The following is a 21,102-nucleotide window of genomic DNA, read 5'->3' on the forward strand; positions in this document are numbered from 1 at the left end:
TTTTGGGGGGATTTTCAATTGAAAAGTAAAAGGTTAATTTCAACAGTGGTTTCAATAGTTTTGGCAGCATCGTTTTTTTCCGGCTGTGGAGGAGAGAAGCAGGCTTCAACGAAAAAAAGCGGAGAACTTCAAGTTCTTAAGACCTGGAGCAGGAAGGATTGTACAGCTGCACCTATTATAGTGGCAGATAAGCTGGGATATTTTAAAGAACAGGGATTAAAAATACAGTACACAGGAGATACTCAACCGGCACAGCGTCTTCCTTCAATATTAAATGGAAATAATGATTTTGGAGATGCTCATCCTAACAATCTGGCAATTGCAGCTGAAGGAGGTGCAAAGGTGAAAGGGGTGGCCAGATCTATTGTGGAACCTCCGGACAGCGTAACTGACACCCATCTTCAGCATATGTGGTGGATAAGTAATAAAAACGGGCCTATAAAAACATTGGCAGATATCAATAAGTATCCAGGGAAAGTAAAAGTAGGTGCCAATTCAAGAAATTCCTGCGTAGATTTCCTGTCAGATATATTATTTGCTAAAAACAACATCTCCCTGGATAAAATTGAGTGGATTCAGATGCCGGATATAGAACAGGTATTGTCTTTAAAAAAGGGACTTATTCAAATTGCAGTAGTTCATCCGCCTTTTTATAAATCCATCGAGGAAAGCGGCATAGGGAATATATTGACTACAAGCAGACCTATAGCTGGTGAAAACGGAGGAACTTATCTCTACTATTTTTCTGATAAATTTATAAAACAGCATCCAGATGAAGTTGCCAAATTTATAGTGGCGGTTAAAAAGGCAGAAAGGTATATAAACAAAAGCATACCTGTTCCAAAGGAACGTGCTAAAGTCAACCAATGGGTATCAGATGCCATAGGAGTACCTGTAAGTGCCAACCACTATTATGCAGATGACGGGGTTATAAAGGACAAGGATATACAGCAGTGGATAGATGGAAGTAAGACAAGCGGTGCACTTCCTAAAAATGCAAAGGTGAAAGTCAGTGATATAGTTACTCATGAGTTTGACAAGTATGGAAATTTAGGGTCACAGCCAAATTATGTAGTTAAAGAATAATGTAATCATACTCAAATTTATAGAAGGGGAGTTTTAAATGAGTAAGATAATTGAAAAGTCAAAACAGGAAAGTGTAAATCTGAAGGATAAGCAGTATAAAATTGTTGTAGATAATATAAGAAAAGTCTACGATGTAAGGTCACAAAATGGACAGGGCAATGAAAAGTTTATAGCAGTGGATAATTTTAATTTAAAGGTGAGAAAAGGCGAATTCATTACAGTGGTGGGACCCAGCGGCTGCGGGAAATCAACCTTTCTGGACATACTGGCAGGATTGTCAAAACCTACTTCTGGAAATGTATATATAGATGGAAAATTGATCACAGGACCTGCACTGGATAGAGGAATCATTTTGCAGGGGTATGCACTGTTTCCATGGAGGACTGTAGAAAAAAATATTGAATTTGGCCTTGAGATAAAAAAGATACCTAAAGAAGAGAGAAAAAAGATAAGTGAAAAATTCATAGATTTAGTGGGACTAAAGGGATTCGAAAACAGGTATCCACATGAACTTTCAGGAGGAATGAAGCAGAGAGTTGCTATTGCCAGAGCACTGGCCTATGATCCTGAAGTGCTGCTTATGGATGAGCCTTTTGCTGCGGTGGATGCACAGACAAGGGAATCACTTCAGGAAGAGTTGTTGAATATATGGGAGAAGACCAATAAAACCATTGTATTTATTACCCACAGTATAGAGGAGGCTGTTTTTCTTGCAGACAGGGTGGTTGTTATGGCAACTAATCCGGGAAGAATCAAGGAAATCATAAATGTAAAACTTCCTAGACCAAGAATCAATTCTCAAATCAGAACTTCCCAGGAATTCAATTCCAATAGGAATAGGATATGGGAACTGCTTCACGGAGATGCTGATAAAAGACAGGCAGAAGTTTCTGTATGATGATTTTAAATTGAGGGGAGTAATATAAGACCGTGCATGAGGAAATATATGAAATTAAAAATGGCCTTCATTATTATATTTTGAAATATTTTGGAGTAATAGTGATTTTGATTCTGTGGCAGGTTCTTCCTGAAATTGGCATACTAGACTCCCAATTTATTCCCTCATTGTCAGAAGTACTGGTTCAATTATACGAGATGTGTCTAGAAAGTGAATTGCTAGTACATGTTGCTGTAAGTCTTTGGAGGGTACTTATAGGACTTATTATAGCAGCTGTCATTGCAATACCTCTTGGATTTCTACTGGGAGGATGGCTGACTCGGGCAGCGGATATACTGGATCCACTTTTTAGAATATTTTCTCAGGTGAACCCATTTTCACTGATGCCTGTATTTATATTGTTTTTTGGCATAGGGGAAGCGGCAAAATTAGCAGTGGTGGCGTGGGTGTGTCTGTGGCCTGTTTTGTACAATACCATATCGGGAGTAAGGAGAGTGGATCCTATTCTCATTAAAACTGCATTGTCCATGAATGTGTCCAAATCCGAGATGCTTAAAAAGGTGATTGTGCCGGGAGCAGCGCCTTCCATATTTTTAGGACTTAGAATAGGAGTTGAAATGTCGTTTTTTATGCTTATAGCAGCGGAGATGATAGGTGCTACTGCAGGAGTGGGATGGCTTTTCCATAATTCTGCCATGAACAATCAAATACCAAGAATGTATGCAGCAGGTGTTTGCATTATAGTTCTGGGAATTATTTTAAATAGATTTTTGATATACATCCAGAATAAATTGTTTTTCTGGAAGGATTCAACACATGTCTTTAGTTTTGCCAGATGGAAGAAAAGCGTAACTAGATTTAACAAAATGCAGGTGGTATCCATAGTTTCAATTGTTGTTGTAGTTATAGGTATTGGAAGTTATGCCGCCCATATTTCCAAAGTTACGGACATTGACAGTGATACCCAGATGAATCATATGAAGATGGATGAGGATAAGCACATGAATATGAAAACAGATGACAATATGAAGATGGATGAGGATAAGCATACAGACATGAAGACAGATGATCATATGAATATGGACAAATAAGTTATATAGGTGGAGATTTAAGTGAAATATAACAGAGATATTTTTTATAAGCTGTTGGTGATATTTGCATTTATTGCAGTATGGGAAATTGCAAGTAGACTGGAAATAGTAAATCCTCTTTTTATTCCGCCATTTTCAAGTGTGATTTTAACTTTGAGGAATATGTTTATATCTGGAAATCTTGCTGCAAATATAGGCATAAGCGTGGAAAGGGCACTAGTGGGTTTTATTATATCCATTATAATTGGAATACCGCTTGGATGCCTGCTTGGAGGATGGTTCTCAAAAGTTGATTTGATGGCAGAGCCTGTTATAGAAATATTTTCACAGGTAAATCCGTTTATATTGTTTCATGTACTTATCTTGTTTTCAGGTATTGGTGAAATTCCCAAGATCGTCATAATTGCATGGACATGTACTTGGCCTATAATGTTCAACACAATATACGGAATCAGACATATGGATTTTTCCATAATAAAAACTGGAAGGGGATTTGGACTTGAAAGGTGGAAACTTTTTTGGAAAGTAGGTATGCCTTCAATTTTACCTTCAGTGTTTGTGGGAATCAGAATAAGCGGCGGGTATTCATTTTTTATGCTCATAGCAGCAGAAATGATGGGAGCAAGTTCAGGACTTGGATGGCTGATTTTAAACAATCAGGAGAATTATGCCATAAAAAACATATTTGCAATTGCCATTATAATAGCCTTCCTTGGGTTGCTTATGGATACTGTAATAAAATTTGTTGAAAATAAATTGTTGGGGTATAAAAGCGAAAAAATGTCCAATGGTATCAATTTGAATGGAGGGTATAATTTATGAAATTTGATTTAAATACTTCTGTAGTGAAAACAAGGGAAGAACGACTGGGCACTATTATAGGATGGAAAACTGGAAAAGCTTCAGAGCTTTCCAGGGATTCTGCCTACACTTGTGCAGGGTGCAGAGGAAATGGAGGGAAAAGACTTTGTGAGACCATAGGACCCTTTACTCAGGGTTCAGGATGCAGTGAACAGATGGTGGAGTGTCAGGCGGGAAATATAAGAGATGCGGTTTTGATTCAGCATGCTCCCATAGGCTGTGGTACAGGACAGGCGTGCTATAACTCCATATACAGAAATGGGCTGGCTATTAGAAATCTGCCCGTGGAAAATATCAAGATAATAAATACAAATATAAAAGAGACCGATATGGTGTTTGGGGCACTTGGAAAATTGGAGCAGTCAATAAAAGATGCTTGGGACAGACATCACCCAAAGGCAATCTTTATTGCCACATCCTGTGCTACGGGAATTATAGGAGAGGACGTAGACAGTGTGGCATCTAAAATGCAGGAAAAATTAAAAATACCTGTCATTCCAATGTACTGCGAAGGGTTCAGATCCAAACACTGGAGTACGGGTTTTGATGCAACACAGCATGGAATACTCAGACAACTGGTGCGAAAAAATCCTAAGAAGCAGGAAGATCTGGTAAATGTAATAAATCTGTGGGGCAGTGATGTATTCACTCCCATGCTTGCAGAGCTTGGACTTAGAGTTAATTATGTAGTGGATCTTGCAACAGTTGAGGATTTGGAGCAATTGTCAGAGGCGGCAGCTACTGTCGGGTTCTGCTATACACTGTCTTCCTATTTAGCTGCTGGGCTTGAGGAAGAATTTGGAGTACCAGAAGTTAAAGCACCTCAGCCCTATGGAATAGCAGGAACTGATGCATGGATACGTGAGCTTGCAAGAGTTACCCACAGGGAGAAGAGAGCAGAGGAGTATATAGAAAGAGAACATAGGAAAATAGCTCCAAGGCTTGCAGAACTCAGGAAACTTTTAAAAGGGAAAAAAGGTTATGTGGCTACAGGTTCGGCATATTCCCATGGGCTCATAGCAGTGCTTAAGGAATTGGGAATTGAAGTAGATGGTTCATTGGTGTTTCACCATGATCCAGTATATGACACCAATGTCCCACAGAAAAATTCACTGAAATTTTTAGTGGATAATTATGGGGATGTTCCAAATTTCACAGTAAGTAACAGACAGCAATATCAATTTTATATACTGCTTAAAAATGTAAAACCTGATTTTATACTCATAAGACATGCAGGGCTTGCACCACTGGCTTCCAGGATGGGCATACCTTCGGCACCACTTGGTGATGAACACCATGCCATAGGCTATGAGGGAATTTTAAATTTAGGTGAAACCATCTTAGATATACTTGCCCATAAAAAATTTCATCAGGATCTCAAAAAACACGTTAAACTACCTTATACGAAGTGGTGGCTTGCACAGGAGAATCCCTATGTTCTTTTGAAGAAAAAGCCTGCAAAGGTGCTATAGGATCCTGAAAGGATATGGATATTGCAGGGTAAATATTTGATTAAATTGGAGAGATGAAGTTATGAAACTTGATTTGAATACTTCTGTGGTAAAGACCAGGGAGGAACGTCTTGGCACAATTATAGGATGGAAAACTGGAAAAGCTTCAGAGCTTTCCAGGGATTCTGCATATACTTGTTCGAGATGTAGGGATAATGGAGGAAAGAGACTCTGTGAAAATATAGGACCTTTTACACAGGGATCCAGCTGTAGTGAAAGAATGGTGGAATGTCAGGCTGGCGAGGTAAGAAATGCAATTCTCATTCAGCATGCTCCTATAGGATGCGGCACAAGCCAGATTGCATGTAATTCCATATATAGAAATGGCCTCAGAAATAGAAAATTGCCTATACAGAATATGAAGGTCATAAATACCAATATAAAGGAAACAGATATGGTATTTGGAGCTTCCAAAAAATTGGAACAGTCCATAGAGGATGCCTGGGACAGACATCACCCTAAAGCAATTTTTATTGCCACATCCTGTGCCACTGGAATTATAGGAGAGGACATAGATAGTGTAGCTTCCAAAATGCAGGAGAAATTTAAAATACCTGTTATTCCAATGTACTGTGAAGGGTTCAGATCCAAGCACTGGAGTACGGGTTTTGATGCAGCACAACATGGAATATTGAGACAGATAGTACGTAAAAATCCCAAAAAGAAACAGGAGGATCTGGTGAATGTAATAAATCTGTGGGGCAGTGATGTCTTTACACCAATATTGTCTAGACTCGGGCTAAGAGTCAATTATGTAGTGGATATGGCTACAGTGGAGGATCTGGAGCAGATGTCAGAAGCTGCAGCTACGGTTTCATTTTGTAATACGCTGTCTTCTTATCTGGCAGCAGGCCTGGAACAGCAGTTTGGAGTTCCAGAAGTAAAGGCGCCTCAGCCCTATGGAATAGCTGGAACTGATGCATGGATAAGGGAAATCGGAAGGGTTACTCACAGAGAAAAGAGTGCAGAGATATATATAGAAGAAGAACACAGGAGAATAACCCCTAAAATTGAAGAGCTCAAAAAATCTTTAAAGGGCAAAAAAGGTTATGCAGCTACAGGTTCAGCCTATTCCCATGGACTTATTGCAGTGCTTAAGGAATTGGGAATTGAGGTTGATGGTTCATTGGTATTTCACCATGATCCATCTTATGATGACAATGATCCTAAAAAAGATTCTCTGAAATTTGTAGTAGATAATTATGGTGATGTACCAAATTTTAGTGTTAGCAATAGACAGCAGTATCAATTTTATGGACTGCTTAAGAATATAAATCCTGATTTTATTATAATAAGACACGGTGGACTTGCACCACTGGCTGCAAAGATGGGAATTCCAGCAGTCCCTCTGGGAGATGAACATTTTGCAGTAGGCTATCAGGGTATTATAAATTTGGGAGAAACTATATCGGATATACTTGCCCGTAAAAAATTCAATGAAGATCTTAGACTGCATGTGAAGCTGCCTTATACGAAATGGTGGCTTCAGCAGAAGGATCCTTATATACTTCAAAAACAACATTGATATTTGTAGAATAGGAGTGAATAAATTGCCAGATATAAAACTGAAATGCGAAGATAAAGGTTCTAATAGAGCTGTGAAAAAATCAAATTCCATTGAACAGATAAGATATGGCTGTGCTCTTGGAGCCATGCATACTGCTTTTGCAATTCCAAGGGTTATACCAATTGCCCATTGCGGTCCTGGCTGTGTTGACAAACAGACGGCCAATATAGCTTTTTATAATGGCTTCCAAGGCGGCGGCTACGGCGGGGCTTCTGTTGTACCCAGCAGCAATATCTATGAAAAGGAAGTGGTGTTCGGAGGAGAGGACAGACTTCGTGAGCTTATAGATGCCACTTTTAAGGTACTGGATGCAGATTTGTTTGTAGTGATGACAGGTTGTATACCAGACACTGTAGGAGATGATGTGGGGTCTGTGGTAGGAGAGTTTCAGGCAAAAGGTCTTCCTATAGTTTATGCGGAAACAGGAGGATTCAAGGGGAATAATTTTATAGGACATGAGTTGGTTACAGAAGCTATTATAGATCAATATGTTGGGGATTATAGTGGTCCTCTTGAAAAAGGGCTTGTAAATGTATGGTCTCTTCTGCCTTTTCACAATACTTTTTGGAGGGGTGATCTGGTGGAAATAAAGAGGATATTGGAAGGTGTTGGGCTTAAAGTAAATATTTTATTTGGCCACGAATCCCAGGGGGTATCGGAGTGGAAAAATATAAAAAAGGCCCAATTTAATCTGGTCTTATCTCCATGGCTGGGACTTAAAACTGCGGAACACTTAAAAGAGAAATATGGTCAGCCATATCTGCATATCCCCACGATTCCAATAGGAGCGAAGGAAACCAGCAGTTTTTTGAGAAAAGTAGTTGATTTTGCAGGTATTGATAAAAGCAAAGCAGAAAAATTCATAGAAAATGAGGAGAAAAAATACTATGAATATCTTGAAGATTTTTCTGATTTTTATGCTGAATACTGGTGGGGACTTCCGGCGAAATTTTCCGTTATAGGTGACAGTGCGTATAATCTGGCACTTACAAAATTTTTGGTAAATCAGCTTGGGCTCATACCTGCCAGGCAGATTATCACTGAAAATCCACCTGAGAAATACAGAGAAGCCATTAAAAATGAATACAAGCATATAGCAGATGATGTTTCTACAGATGTGGAATTTGATGAAGACAGCTATGTTATTCATGAAAAGATAAGAAACACTGATTTTGGACATAAGCCCCCTATTATTTTTGGAACCACCTGGGAAAGGGATCTGGCCAAAGAATTAAAAGGATTTATAGTGGAAGTCGGATTTCCTGCATCCTATGAAGTTGTACTATCTAAATCCTATATAGGATACAGGGGAGCACTTACTTTAATTGAAAAGATATATACAACCATAGTCAGTGCCAGTGCGTAATTTGTTATTTTGCAGTTTATTAAAAAATTTAAAATAAAAAAGATAGAGATATGGAGGAATAATATATGAGACAAATAGCTATTTATGGAAAGGGCGGCATAGGAAAATCTACAACTACACAAAATCTCACAGCAGGATTGTCTGAAATCGGCAAGAATGTCATGGTAGTGGGCTGCGATCCAAAGGCAGATTCCACGAGGCTGCTTTTAGGAGGAGGGCTGGCACAGAGAACAGTTTTGGATACTCTGAGAGAAGAGGGTGAAGATGTAGATTTAGATTATATAATGAAAAGAGGCTTCAATGGTATAAGGTGCGTTGAATCCGGAGGACCTGAGCCGGGAGTTGGCTGTGCAGGAAGGGGAATTATAACTTCTATAAATATGCTGGAAAGACTGGGTGCATATACGGAAGATCTTGATTATGTTTTCTATGATGTGCTGGGTGATGTGGTGTGCGGAGGTTTTGCTATGCCTATTCGTGAAGGAAAGGCCAAGGAAATATACATTGTGGCCAGCGGTGAGATGATGGCACTATATGCAGCCAACAATATATCGAAGGGTATAAAGAGATATGCCAACAAAGGCGGAGTGAGACTGGGAGGAATAATATGCAACAGCAGAAAGGTAGATAATGAAAAGGAACTGCTGAAGGCATTTGCTGAAGAACTTGGTACACAACTTATTTATTTTATTCCCAGGGACAACGTGGTGCAGAGAGCTGAAATTCATAAGCAGACTGTAATACAGTTCGATCCTGATTCGAATCAGGCGGAGGAGTACAGATCTCTTGCGAAAGCAATAGAGGGAAACAAGAAATTTGCGATACCGAAACCTATGTCGCAGCAGAGGCTGGAGGAAATATTTCTGGAACATGGACTTATAGACAAAAATCTAAGTGCTGTCTAATTTCCATATGAGATAGGTGATAATAGTATATTGATAGAGATGAGCTTGATTAACGTTAAAATTAAAAAATTATTTTGTCATCAAGTAATTATGACGCCTATGGTAATCTATTTTTTAGCACAACGAACTAAACTAAATATTTTATAAAGTTAACTAGAAATGCTAGAGACTGTTCTTATTTTAAATAATGAGGTCTCTAGCATTTTTATGCGGTAAATTAATAATAAATATAGTAGATAGGGGGATAATAATGAAAAAAGTTAAGATATCTAAATTAATTTATGCATTAATAGTAGTTTTATCTTTAGCAATGATTTCTACAGCTTGCTCTAATCCGATAGTATCAAATCAAAATTCGACTGGTAATGATAATGAACAAGGCAATTCAACTAATTCAACAAGCAATAGCAGTAACAGTGGCGGTGGTATTACGGATCCTGTAGATAATAAATCTGTTCCGTCCCTTAAAGGAAAGAAAATAGGAGTTGCTGTTGAAGGAATAAGCAATAACTGGGAGAGACAATCTTATCAGGGGCAAATTGACAGGATAAAGCAACTTGGAGGAACTCCTATTGAAGTCAATGGTGAAAGGAATGCTCAAAAACATATTTCAGATATTGAGAATTTGATAACTCAAAAACCGGATGCAATAATTAAACAGTTGGGAGATACTAAGGTATATGCTCCTGTACTTAAAAAGGTGCGTGCTTCAAAGATTCCGCTGTTTACTGTTGATCATCCTAGTGAAGATAGTATAACTAACTCTTCATCAGATAACTATCTTATTGGTGAAGCGCTTGCCCGTAAAATGTTTGAGGATATGGGAGGACAAGGGAAAGTGGCTGTCTTCAATGGATTTTATGGAGAAAGGACATTGGCCATACGTTATGATGAGATGAAATATGTGGCTAAAGATTATCCAAAAGTTGAATTTATACAGCCAGAACTTCAGGATATAATCAATGGAACTATAGAAGATTCTAAAAAGAAAGTGCAAGATCTATTAATCAAATATCCTAAGAAAGGAGATTTAAAAGCCATTTGGGCAGGCTGGGATATACCTGCAATAGGAGCTTCGCAGGCATTGGATGCAGCAGGAAGAACTGATGTAAAAGTGTATGCTGTAGATGGAGATCCTGATGCAATTAAGGTGCTTGCCGAGAAAAATTCACCTTTTGTAGCAGATATGGCTCAGCAGCCGTATAAGATCGGGCAGGCAGCAGTTGATGCTGCAGCAAGATATTTAAATGGACAAAAGGTTACTAAATCCATTTATGTGGAACCATATCTGGTTACTAAGGATAATGTGCAAGAAGCTCAGAAGATTCTGTTCAATAATAAAAAATAATAAAGAGAAACAGTGTCAATCTGTTTCTCAATAAATTGTTATTGTTGTACAAGGAGGGAAATTGATTATGGATGACTCATATGTTTTGGAAATGCTGAATATAAGAAAGGAATTTCCTGGGGTGAAAGCTCTTGAAGATGTAACTTTGCAGGTGAAAAATAGGGAGATACACGGTATTGTCGGAGAAAATGGAGCGGGAAAGTCAACGTTGATGAAAATTCTTGCGGGTATTTATGAGCAGGATACTGGAGAAATCAAAATAAATGGACAATGTCAAAAACATTTGACGACTAAAAGCGTGGAAAAATTGAAAATTCATTTCATACATCAGGAAAGATACATAGTTCCACACCTTACTGTTGCAGAGTCGCTATTTTTAGGTATTGAACCTGCATATTCTCCACTGAAACTTTTAAATAGGAAGTTTATGGTCAAGGAGAGTGAAAGGTTATTAAAAGAAAAATTGGGAGTAACTATTCAGGGAAATAGGCTGATGTGGAATCTCACAGTTGGAGAGCAGCAATTAGTACAGATTTGCCGTGCACTTTTGAATGAACCGAAACTTATTGTATTTGACGAACCTACGGCAGTGCTTCCTAAATATGAGGCAGATAGATTGTTTCAAATTATAAAGGAACTGGGCAAGAACATTTCCATTATATATATATCCCATTATTTAAGGGAAGTGCTGGAATTATGTGACAGGATTACAGTACTTAAAAACGGAAAAAAAGTCAGAACTTTAGAATCTGGTGGATTGAATGTAGAAGATATTGTAAAAGTGATGACGGGAAAAGATATAAAAAGAAGGTATCCTTCTAAAAAGATGCCGCAAAATAAAGTGTTGCTGGAAATAAAAGATCTTACTCATATTAAAGTATTCAAAAATATTAGTTTTAAAATGAATAAAGGCGAGATAATTGCTATAACAGGTCTTATGGGATCCGGCCATATTGAATTGGGTAGAGCTATTTACGATACTTCCGGCGTAGTTAGCGGAAGTATTGAATTCAATGGCAGAAAGTTGCTTCAAAATAGACCTGAAACGGCGGTACAACTGGGCATGGCTTATGTCCCCCAAGACAGAAGGAAGTTGGGTATAATACAAAATATGTCTGTCTGTCATAATATTACTATTTCAAATTTAAAGTCTGTAAGTAGAAAAGGTATTGTCAATACTTTGGAAGAAAATACCAGAGCCAAAAATATAATAGAAAAATTGGGTATCAAAACCTCTGGTCAGGAAACTTCAGCAGGATTGTTAAGTGGAGGAAATCAACAGAAAGTGGCAATAGGAAAATGGATGAATAGCGAATCAAAATTATATATATTTAATGAATTGACTTCAGGAGTAGATATAGGAGCTAAAATAGAAATATATTCTATTATAAATAAAATGGCTGAGCAAGGAGCAGGAATAATATTGATTTCTCAGGATATACAAGAAATGGTGGGACTGTCAGATAGAATCCTGGTGATGTATAGAGGAGAAATTGTGGATGAATTTATTGGAGGAAATATGAATACTAATGAGATATTTGTTTCCATGATGGGAGGAAAAAGTGATGCAGTTGTCAATGGAACGTAGAATATTAAAACCTGAAAATATATTATTACAATACAGCGGGTATGTAATGTTTGTTTTGCTTATTGTTATATTTTCTGTTATTTCACCATCATTTCTGGAGATACATAATGTATTAAATATATTAAATCAGTCAAGTGTTTTAGGTATAGTTACATCTGGAATGACCATCATATTGATTGGAGGAGGTACACATGTAATAAAGGGAGGAATTGATTTGTCTTTAGGAAATAATCTAGCTTTTAACAGTGTGATAATAACCTATTTTATGAGTAAAAGCTACTCTATTTTGTCGATACTTTCAATAGCAGTACTGGTGAGTCTTTGTATAGGTTTGATAAATTCGTTTATGATTGGAAAGCTGAAGATTATTCCACTTCTTGCCACTCTTTCAATGATGTATTTTCTTCAAGGGGCTGAGCTTCTGGTATCGGGAAATAAGCCAATAAATATATCTAATGGTTTTTTGAATTTTATTTCCAGAGGGAGTTTTTTATTTTTGCCTAACTCTGTTTGGGTTTTTGTAATAGTAGAAATTGTATTGTATATATTTTTAAATAAATCTGTATTTGGAAACTGGGTGAATGCAGTGGGTGGAAACCCTGAAGCTGCCAGAATAGCTGGTATAAATGTAAAACTTGTTTTGTCATCAACTTATGTCATAGCATCTATAATGGCATTGATTGCAAGTGTATTGGCTTCTGCTAGGTTATCTGGAAGTGTACCAGGTACAGGAGATATTATGTTGTTTGATATACTGCTTGCAGCTTATATGAGTGCTATTTTTTCACGTACAGCTGTGCCCAATATTCCGGGTACTATTTTAAGTGTATTGTTTGTAGAAGTTCTCACTAATGGTTTTACTTTGATAAATGTACCCACCTATTGGGTTTATGCAGTCAAAGGAGCACTGATATTGTTGGCGGTGGGAGTAACTACTATAAGAACAAGGAGGTTGGATTGATATGTTGAAAAACAGCTTTATAAGATATAGCACAATTATAGCATTATTGATACTCATAATAGGACTTTCAATTACAACTTCCAAATTTTTAAACCCAGGAAATTTATTGAATATTTTAACTCAGTCTGCTATACTTACTTTGGTATCAGTGGGTCTGTGCCTGGTTATTGCGGCTGGGGGAATAGATCTTTCCGTGGCAGTGGCTTTTGACATGGGTGGAATGGTATCTGTAATTTTGCTTAGTTATGGATGGGGATGGCTTACTGCCATTTTTATGGGCCTTGTGGCTGGAGCCATTATAGGAGTATTTAATAGTTTCTTGGTCCTAAAGGTAAAAATTACAATATTTTTGGCTACTCTTGGGACTCTTTTTATAGGGCAGAGTATTGAGAGAATTATTACTGAAGGCGGTAAACCAGTGTATTTGCCAAATATGGATGAAGTTTTTAGCTTTTTGGGAAATGGCAGTTTATTTGTTGTAAATAAATGGGGTAGCCAGATTGATTTCAAGTGGTCTGTAATTATAGCTATTCTAGTTGCTTTTTCAATTCATTTTTTGCTTAAAAAAACTGTTTTTGGAAGATATTTATATGCTATTGGATTGCAGAGCGAAGCTGCGGAACTTTCAGGAGTTCCCGTAAAAAAATATACTTCCTATGCATTTGTTATATGCAGTGTTATATGTGCTTTCGCCGGTATAGTAGGTGCTTCTGCACTTAAATCTTATGTTCCATTAAGTGGAAATTACTATTTGATGGATGGAATAGGAGCTGTTTTTATTGGAAGTACTTTAAATGAAAAAGGTCTTGTGGATATACCAGGCACCCTCGTAGGAGTAATATTTTACGGAGTTGTATCAAATGGACTCAGTTTGGCAGGAATTAATTTCTATTGGCAGAGCGTGGTTCACGGACTTTTAATGTTCGCCATATTGATTCTAAATTCTTATAGACTTTCTTCTATTAAAAAGATAGGCATTGCCTAGAAATTGAACAGTGAACCTAATAGCTAAACAAGTAAAGCCATTTTTGCTTTGGTGTGGTGTGGGTGTCGCGCTCTAAGCAGTTGCTTGGTTCTTTCAACTGTAAATAAAATTAAAGCAAATGTAATAAGGAGAAATATAGGCGGTGATACGAACTATATGGATTTAGAAGATTTGCTTACGTAGCATCAGCTCTGTATGTAAGAAGTTCATGCCATGGAATAATGATGATATATGGGTATAGATTTCGAAAAATTATGGTTCAGCTTTTGAACTATAAATTTTGCGGGAGCTATTCCCTAATTTTTATGCATTATTAAAAAAGAAGGAATAATCCTTGTTAAATACTACGATTGCTCCAGTACATATTTATTGGTTTAGCCCCATTATTATGCTGTTCTGACGTATTTTTGTCATATCATATATCATGTCTGAAGTTTTTTATATTTCATTGATTTTTACTAGTAGATACCAGTGAATCTGGATAATATATCCGTTTTAGTTTTATATAAAAGGTACTTTCTTAGCCAATCTTCTCTTTCAATTGCCCAAGCTTTAATGTCCTCCCAATCATCGCAGTTGCATATTGTTGCTGCGACAGCAGTAAAAATGATATCTATAAGCTTGTGTCTAATTTTACCTTCCTGCCTTGTATCGTAGATTATACTAAAGTGTTCAAAAAAGCTCTTCTTATACTTTTTTACCGCCATATATGCTTTTGCCGTGTATCAAACTGTACAATCGAGACACATGTGCATGTATTTTATTGACACATGATTTATAAAAGTAATAGTAAAGCTGATGCATAGTTGAAAAATACGAAAATAATTGAAAATTATAGCTATTATTGATGTGATAAAATAAACCATTGGATGTCGCTTATGTGACATTTAATAATTATAAAAATTGAAGTCAAAAGAAATCAATAGATATATACTTTTCTGAATTTTTTGATTTGGTATAAAAATTGCTGATTAAAATAGTTATAAATATTAACACTATTTCTTTTTATGAATAAAATTTAACAGGTGATTTGCTAAAATGTTGGGAGGTGTTTTAAAAGACAATTAAAAATAAGAATATTAAAAAAATTAGAACGAGAAAAAGGAAGGGAAAAACATGAAAAATATGAAATTATCGAACAAGATAGCTGTTGTTACAGGAGGTGCACAGGGGATTGGGTTAGCAACTGCAGAGCTATTGGCATCAGAGGGCGCATCAGTTGTAATTGGAGATCTTTGCTTTTCTGAATCTGATAAACTTGTAAAGAGACAGTTCAATGGATGTGGAAGTATGTTTGAGGCAAAACTTGACGTTGCGGACGAGATATCTGTAAAGGATTTCTTTAAAAAAGTCACGGAACAGTTTGGAACAGTAGATATTCTTTATAATAATGCGGGAATCTGTAAAAATGCAATGCCTTTTGAGGATATTCCAAGGGAAAACTGGGACAAAGTTCTAGCAGTCAATACTTTTGGAGCAATTAATTGTACAAAAACAGTAATTCCTTTCATGAAAGTTCAGGAAAGTGGGAAAATTGTTAATTCTACTTCTGTTGCAGCAGAAGTTGGTGGCATCAGGACAGAAGCAAGTTATGCCGCATCGAAAGCAGCAAATATATGCCTTACAATGAGTTTGGCAAAATATTTGGGGCCTTATAACATTAATGTGAATGCAGTTTCGCCTGGAATTATAAACACAGATATGACTAAATCGCTGGATCCAGCGGACGTCAATACAATACCATTGAGAAGAATAGGTGAGCCTGAAGATGTTGCAAATGCAATTTTATTTCTGGTAAGTGATATGTCAGATTACCTTACAGGGGTAGTATTGGATATTAATGGGGGACAGTATATGAGATAAAAGAAGGAGGTCTGAATGGTGAAAGCCTTAGTAAGAAAAAGATTGGAAGCAGAGCAGTTTTTTTATGAAGATGTACCTAAGCCTGAAATCGATGACAATGAGGTTCTTATTAGAGTTAAGGCAGTTGGTGTATGCGGGACGGACTATCACATGTGGACTGGTGGAGTTATAACTGAGGTTCCCCTGATTGTAGGACACGAATTTTGTGGCGTTGTTGAAGAAATTGGGGATAAAGTAACATCGGTTAAACTAGGTTATAAGGTAGTGAGCAGATTAAATATGGGTGTTTGTGGAATATGCAGATCATGCTTGACGGGCAATCCTCATATGTGCGTTCATAGGCAGTGCCCGGGATTCAAAATTCAAGGTGCTTATGCAGAATACATTGCCGTTGATTCAAAACAATTGATTAAATTGGATAACAGTGTGAGCTATGAAGAAGGTGCATTGGTAGAACCTATGGCTATAGTAGCCACTGCTCTTTTAGAGAGGACAAAGATTGAGCCTGAAGATGTGGTTGTAATATTTGGCCCTGGTCCTATTGGGCTCATTGCAATGCAAATGGCTAAGGTCTATGGAGCAAGTAAAGTTATCATGGTTGGAACAAATGTTGATGAAGCTTTAAGGATGCCTTTAGCCAAGAAACTTGGTTCAGATTTTGTTATAAATGCTCAAAAACAGAATGCAGAAAAAGAAATAATGAAGCTTACGTGTGGCGAAGGAGCAGATCTTGTTGTAGAGGCATCTGGTTCAGAGCCTGCGATTAATTCAGGATTGAAGGTATTAAGAAGACAGGGAAAAATGTGTGTTATTGGTCTTCCTACAAAATCTAAGAATAGCATTTGCTGGCGAACGGCAGTAGAAAAATCATTGAATGTAGTATTTAACTACAGCTCAGCTCCATGGTCATGGAATATTGTTACTTCAATGCTAAATAGAGGTGCTATAGATGCGAAAAGCTTAATTTCTCATAGTTATTCACTCAGTAATTACAAGGAAATGTTTGAAGAAGTTAAGAAGGGAAATGTGGTGAAAGGCGTGTTTTTACCATAATATGATTTTAGCATAGTATTGCAGAATGTCACATGGCACAGTAAGTATGTGGTGATTACACAAAAGTTTATCAGTTATTTTGATAATTATTAAAAGTTATAAAGAAATGCATTTACAGGCTAATTTTAATTAAGTTAGTAAATTTATTTTAGCAAGTGGTATAAAAAGGTGGTAGAATTTCTTAAATACTTTGTTATAACTTATGTGTTAAAAGTTATTAGTGAAAGTAATATTTTAAAATGTAAAGGAGGATTATATTTTATGAAGTATGCAGTCTTAGCAGGAAATGAAAAGTTTGAAATTAAAGAAGGGGAACTGCGTGTAAAAAAAAATCCGATTATTAAGGTAACACATGTTGGTGTATGTGGGACAGATCTTTCCTACTGGAAAGATGGCGAAAACTATAAAGATGTAGTTATTGGTCATGAATATTCAGGAATAATAGAGGAACCGGGAACTACTGATTTATTTAAAAAAGGCGATCGTGTTGTGGGATATACTCAAAATGTACAAAACGAGCCATGTGGACGTTGTGAAAATTGTATAAGAGGAGATTTTGATAATTGTATCAATAGGAAAGTTATTACTTGGAAAGGTGGAGAAATCAATCACCCAGGTGCATATAGCCAGTATACTACGTGGTTTCCCAATAGTATATATAAGTTGCCTGATAATGTTTTAAACGAGGAAGCTGCTTTAATAGAGCCATTCACAGTTTCTCTTCATGCGGCGATACTTACCGAAGTCAAACCTGGTGACAAGGTGATTATTTTAGGTGGTGGAATTATAGGGCTAGGTGTTGCAGAATGGGTTAGGATATTTGGCGCAGCGGAAATAACAATTACTGAAATAAACACAGAGAAGATTGAAGTAATTAAGAAATATAAAGTTGCAGATCATGTAATAAAAGCTGATGTAAAAGATTTGAACGAACAATTATGGGCAGCATCAGATGGAGGTTATGACATTGTATTTGACTGTGCAGGTGTTGCATCAGCTTTAAATGCGGGTATTAAAGCACTTAAGAAGGAAAAAAAGAAGAAAATAACATGTATTGCCCTCCCCCACAGTGATTTGTTGTTAAATTATAGAGATATTGTGTTAAGAGAGATTATCATGAAGGGAAGTAAGGGTCATACACCTGAAGAGTTCAAAGCTGTAATAAACGCTGTTGAAAATAATAGAATTAAATTAAAAAAATATATTTCTAAAAAAATCAAATTTGAAAATTTACAACAAGGATTTGAGGAATTAAAGGAAAGGGGTGGATTAGAAACAAAAGCAATTATAGAAATGTGGTAAATTAGAGTAAGAATAAGGAAGGGAGATATATATGAGAAAGTTAAAAGATTTTGGTATCGAGCATGTAGGATTTGTGGTAAGGGACTTGGACAAGTCGATTGATCATTTTAAAAATTTTTATGGAATTGAAGAATTTCAAATTTATTATTTTTCACCTACAAGAGCATGGTCATATGGTAAGGAAATAAAAAATTATAAATTGAAGATTGCTATGTGCAATGTAAATGGTATAAGTAGTGGTATTGAAATCATACAACCAATTTCTGGAGATGGTGTACATAAGGACTTTATTGAGTCCAATAATAATGGTTTACACCATATTGCATTTAAGGTTGATGATTATGACTATTGGAGAGAATACTTTCTAAAAAGAGGGTCAAGACTTGTATTTGAGTCTGAAACAGAAGATGAACTTAATGGATATAGGCGTTGTTTTTACGCAAATGACGAAGAAAATAACATGGTTTATGAAATTAAAGAAATAGCACATTTTAGGAAATAAACTTCAATAAGAAGTTAACATAAATTTATAATTTTAATTAAGATAGTTAAAATAATGAAATCGTTAACAAGTACAATTTTATATGTCTTTTTTAAAAGAATAAAGAATCATGTTGTAGAGTGTAATATTTATACTACCATAACTATTTGGAAATGAGTATAAATTTATGTAAAAACTGAATTTATACTCATTATTTTTATGTAAGGGAATAATGGATTTGGAATGATATTAAGGTAACAGATATCAATTATAAAGAAGAAATTAGAAAATGAAAAGTTATGGAAGGTGTAGTTGAGAAATTATAAAACATTAGAAGTTTACACTAAATTGTTGGCAGACTCCTTAAATTTAACTAGATATATTATAAAGATTGTGACAAGCATGTAACTATATGTCCTATGTGACAGTATACAGGGAACAATAAATAATATATTTTTAATAGTACTTATTTAATGGTTTATGAATAAAGGAATAAAAATTATTAATTTATTAGATGTGGAACAAAATTTGCTTTACATATATACAGATAAAAATTTGTCTGAGTGTTTATTAGGAGATGATAAATATTTATAATAGGAAATTAAATAAAACGATGTAAAAAAATATATTAAGTTGGAGTGAGGAGGAATTAAATGGTCTATAAAATTTAATCCAAAATGAAATGGTAAGATGACCTATTAAGTAAATAACAGTATAAAATTTGTAAACGATTTAAAATAATTAATTAGTTAACCTAAAAATAATTAAAAAGGAGTGAATTATATGCCTCTTATTCTTTTAGTGGTAGGAATTTTGGTACTTTTCATATTGGTAGTTAAATTTAAACTTAATGGATTTCTATCTCTTTTAATTACGTGTTTATTTGTAGGAATAATTGAAGGATTACCTGCTTTAAAAACTATTTCTTCAATTGAGACAGGGGTAGGTGGAACACTTGGACATCTTGGATTAATATTAGGAATTGGAGCAATGTTTGGTAGAGTCTTAGCAGATGGTGGTGCAGCACAAAAAATTGCTTCAACTTTAATCAATAAATTTGGGAGAAAAAATATTATATGGGCAATGTCTTTGACAGGTTTTATTATTGGTATAACATTATTTTGGGAAGTTAGTTTTGTTATACTTATTCCAATTGTTTTTACTATAGCTATAGCAGGTTCTATTCCACTATTGGAAGTTATGATTCCAATGCTGGCTGCTATAACAGTAGCTCATAGCTTTTTACCGCCACATCCTGGTCCAATAGCTGTTGCTAATATTTTGGGCGCAAATGTCGGGGTAGTACTGCTTTATGGACTGATAATTTCAATTCCTGCTTTAATTTGCTCAGGACCATTATTTTTTATGTACCTTAAAAAAAGAGGCTATGATCCTAAAGTACCAAAAGGATTGGCTACACATAAAGTATTTAAGGAAGAAGAACTTCCTGGCTTTGGAGTAAGTTGTTTTACAGCCCTTGTTCCAGTTGCTATTATTATAACTGCAACGATTATTGGATTTATTGTACCAAAAGACTCATCTGTTGCTACATTTTTTAGCTTCATAGGGAATACAGATATAGCTCTATTAATTGCCTTATTAGCTTCGTTATACTTCTTTGGCACTCATCAAGGTAAAAGCATGACGCAAGTTATGGCCACTTGTGAAGAAGGAGCAAAGTCTATTGCGATGATTTTACTTATCATTGGTGGTGGTGGTGCATTGAAGCAGGTTATACTTGATAGCGGAGTAGGGACATATGTAGCCAATATAATGTTAGGATTGCCACTATCACCATATCTGTTAGCTTGGCTAGTCACTGCAATTTTAAGGTTATGTATTGGTTCTGCCACAGTAACTTTATTTACAGCTGCAGGTATAATATTGCCTTTAATACAACAGACAACGGGAGTTAGTATTGAATTAATGGTTTTAATGGTAACTTGTGGTTCAGTATTTTGTGATCCTCCTTCTGATGCGGCATTCTGGATGGTAAAAGAATTTATGGGTTTAACTTTTAGCGAGAATATCGAAGTCTGGTGCGGACTGACTTCAATTATTTCTTTAATAGGTTGTGGTGGTGTAATGATTTTAAGCTTATTTATTCATTAAAACCATAATTAATAATATTAGTATTTTTATACTGAATTTTATTTGATTAAATTTTATAGATGAAGATGAGTAAAAAGGTAAGTTTTTACCTTTACCATGAAATTAATTAAGATAAATATGTAAG

At 35.8% G+C, this 21,102-nt stretch carries 18 protein-coding genes; 17 read left to right on the forward strand and 1 reads right to left on the reverse strand.

Annotated features, from left to right (window positions below; genetic code table 11):
• Window positions 1-18: 18 nt before the first annotated feature.
• The 12 genes from J5G60_RS00375 to J5G60_RS00430 all read left to right on the forward strand — a co-directional run bounded on the left by J5G60_RS00375 (window position 19) and on the right by J5G60_RS00430 (window position 14,167).
• Entirely contained in the window at window positions 19-1,086 is a 1,068-nt protein-coding gene (locus J5G60_RS00375) for an ABC transporter substrate-binding protein (protein ID WP_150355607.1), read from the forward strand.
• A gap of 37 nt (window positions 1,087-1,123) precedes the next feature.
• Entirely contained in the window at window positions 1,124-1,984 is an 861-nt protein-coding gene (locus tag J5G60_RS00380) for an ABC transporter ATP-binding protein (protein WP_150355608.1), read from the forward strand.
• Between the two features lie 32 nt (window positions 1,985-2,016).
• Entirely contained in the window at window positions 2,017-3,075 is a 1,059-nt protein-coding gene (locus J5G60_RS00385) for an ABC transporter permease (protein ID WP_150355609.1), read from the forward strand.
• Between the two features lie 21 nt (window positions 3,076-3,096).
• Complete coding sequence (locus J5G60_RS00390; RefSeq protein WP_150355610.1) at window positions 3,097-3,897, forward strand: ABC transporter permease; 801 nt, start codon at window positions 3,097-3,099, stop codon at window positions 3,895-3,897.
• Window positions 3,894-5,408: a nitrogenase component 1 gene (locus tag J5G60_RS00395; RefSeq protein ID WP_150355611.1), complete on the forward strand. Its 1,515-nt coding sequence runs from the start codon at window positions 3,894-3,896 to the stop codon at window positions 5,406-5,408. Before J5G60_RS00390 ends, J5G60_RS00395 begins: the two co-directional genes overlap by 4 nt.
• A 61-nt stretch (window positions 5,409-5,469) precedes the next feature.
• Window positions 5,470-6,972, forward strand: coding sequence for a nitrogenase component 1 (locus J5G60_RS00400; protein ID WP_150355612.1), 1,503 nt, complete (start codon window positions 5,470-5,472; stop codon window positions 6,970-6,972).
• Between the two features lie 25 nt (window positions 6,973-6,997).
• Entirely contained in the window at window positions 6,998-8,380 is a 1,383-nt protein-coding gene (locus tag J5G60_RS00405) for a nitrogenase component 1 (protein WP_229981503.1), read from the forward strand.
• A 65-nt stretch (window positions 8,381-8,445) separates the two neighbouring features.
• A complete protein-coding gene (nifH, locus tag J5G60_RS00410; RefSeq protein ID WP_150355613.1) occupies window positions 8,446-9,285 on the forward strand; it encodes a nitrogenase iron protein in 840 nt (279 codons plus the stop codon).
• A 250-nt stretch (window positions 9,286-9,535) separates the two neighbouring features.
• Window positions 9,536-10,633: a sugar ABC transporter substrate-binding protein gene (locus J5G60_RS00415; protein WP_207707985.1), complete on the forward strand. Its 1,098-nt coding sequence runs from the start codon at window positions 9,536-9,538 to the stop codon at window positions 10,631-10,633.
• 67 nt (window positions 10,634-10,700) lie between these two features.
• Entirely contained in the window at window positions 10,701-12,221 is a 1,521-nt protein-coding gene (locus tag J5G60_RS00420; RefSeq protein ID WP_150355614.1) for a sugar ABC transporter ATP-binding protein, read from the forward strand.
• Window positions 12,199-13,182, forward strand: a complete 984-nt coding sequence (locus tag J5G60_RS00425; protein WP_150355615.1) for an ABC transporter permease — start codon at window positions 12,199-12,201, stop codon at window positions 13,180-13,182. The genes J5G60_RS00420 and J5G60_RS00425 overlap by 23 nt, the downstream gene beginning before the upstream one ends.
• 1 nt (window position 13,183) lies before the next feature.
• The gene (locus J5G60_RS00430; protein WP_150355616.1) at window positions 13,184-14,167 is read left to right on the forward strand and encodes an ABC transporter permease; all 984 of its coding nucleotides are present in this window, start codon (window positions 13,184-13,186) and stop codon (window positions 14,165-14,167) included.
• 458 nt (window positions 14,168-14,625) lie between these two features.
• Here J5G60_RS00430 and J5G60_RS00435 read toward each other — a convergent pair whose 3' ends face one another.
• Window positions 14,626-14,874 carry a transposase family protein gene (locus J5G60_RS00435; protein WP_150355617.1) on the reverse strand — a complete coding sequence of 83 codons (249 nt, stop codon included), beginning with the start codon at window positions 14,872-14,874 and terminating at the stop codon, window positions 14,626-14,628.
• 409 nt (window positions 14,875-15,283) lie between these two features.
• Between J5G60_RS00435 and J5G60_RS00440 the strand changes: the two genes are divergently transcribed.
• The 5 genes from J5G60_RS00440 to J5G60_RS00460 all read left to right on the forward strand — a co-directional run bounded on the left by J5G60_RS00440 (window position 15,284) and on the right by J5G60_RS00460 (window position 20,978).
• Window positions 15,284-16,030, forward strand: a complete 747-nt coding sequence (locus tag J5G60_RS00440) for an SDR family NAD(P)-dependent oxidoreductase (protein WP_207707986.1) — start codon at window positions 15,284-15,286, stop codon at window positions 16,028-16,030.
• A 15-nt stretch (window positions 16,031-16,045) separates the two neighbouring features.
• The gene (locus tag J5G60_RS00445) at window positions 16,046-17,083 is read left to right on the forward strand and encodes a zinc-dependent alcohol dehydrogenase (RefSeq protein WP_150355618.1); all 1,038 of its coding nucleotides are present in this window, start codon (window positions 16,046-16,048) and stop codon (window positions 17,081-17,083) included.
• A 261-nt stretch (window positions 17,084-17,344) separates the two neighbouring features.
• Window positions 17,345-18,385, forward strand: a complete 1,041-nt coding sequence (locus tag J5G60_RS00450) for a zinc-dependent alcohol dehydrogenase (protein WP_150355619.1) — start codon at window positions 17,345-17,347, stop codon at window positions 18,383-18,385.
• Between the two features lie 31 nt (window positions 18,386-18,416).
• Window positions 18,417-18,887 carry a VOC family protein gene (locus J5G60_RS00455; RefSeq protein WP_150355620.1) on the forward strand — a complete coding sequence of 157 codons (471 nt, stop codon included), beginning with the start codon at window positions 18,417-18,419 and terminating at the stop codon, window positions 18,885-18,887.
• Between the two features lie 762 nt (window positions 18,888-19,649).
• On the forward strand, window positions 19,650-20,978 hold the full coding sequence (locus J5G60_RS00460; protein ID WP_150355621.1) for a gluconate:H+ symporter: 1,329 nt from the start codon (window positions 19,650-19,652) through the stop codon (window positions 20,976-20,978).
• Window positions 20,979-21,102 lie beyond the last annotated feature (124 nt).

This window comes from Clostridium sp. HV4-5-A1G, assembly GCF_900184915.1.
In the GTDB taxonomy this organism is placed as follows: domain Bacteria; phylum Bacillota; class Clostridia; order Clostridiales; family Clostridiaceae; genus Clostridium_B; species Clostridium_B aromativorans.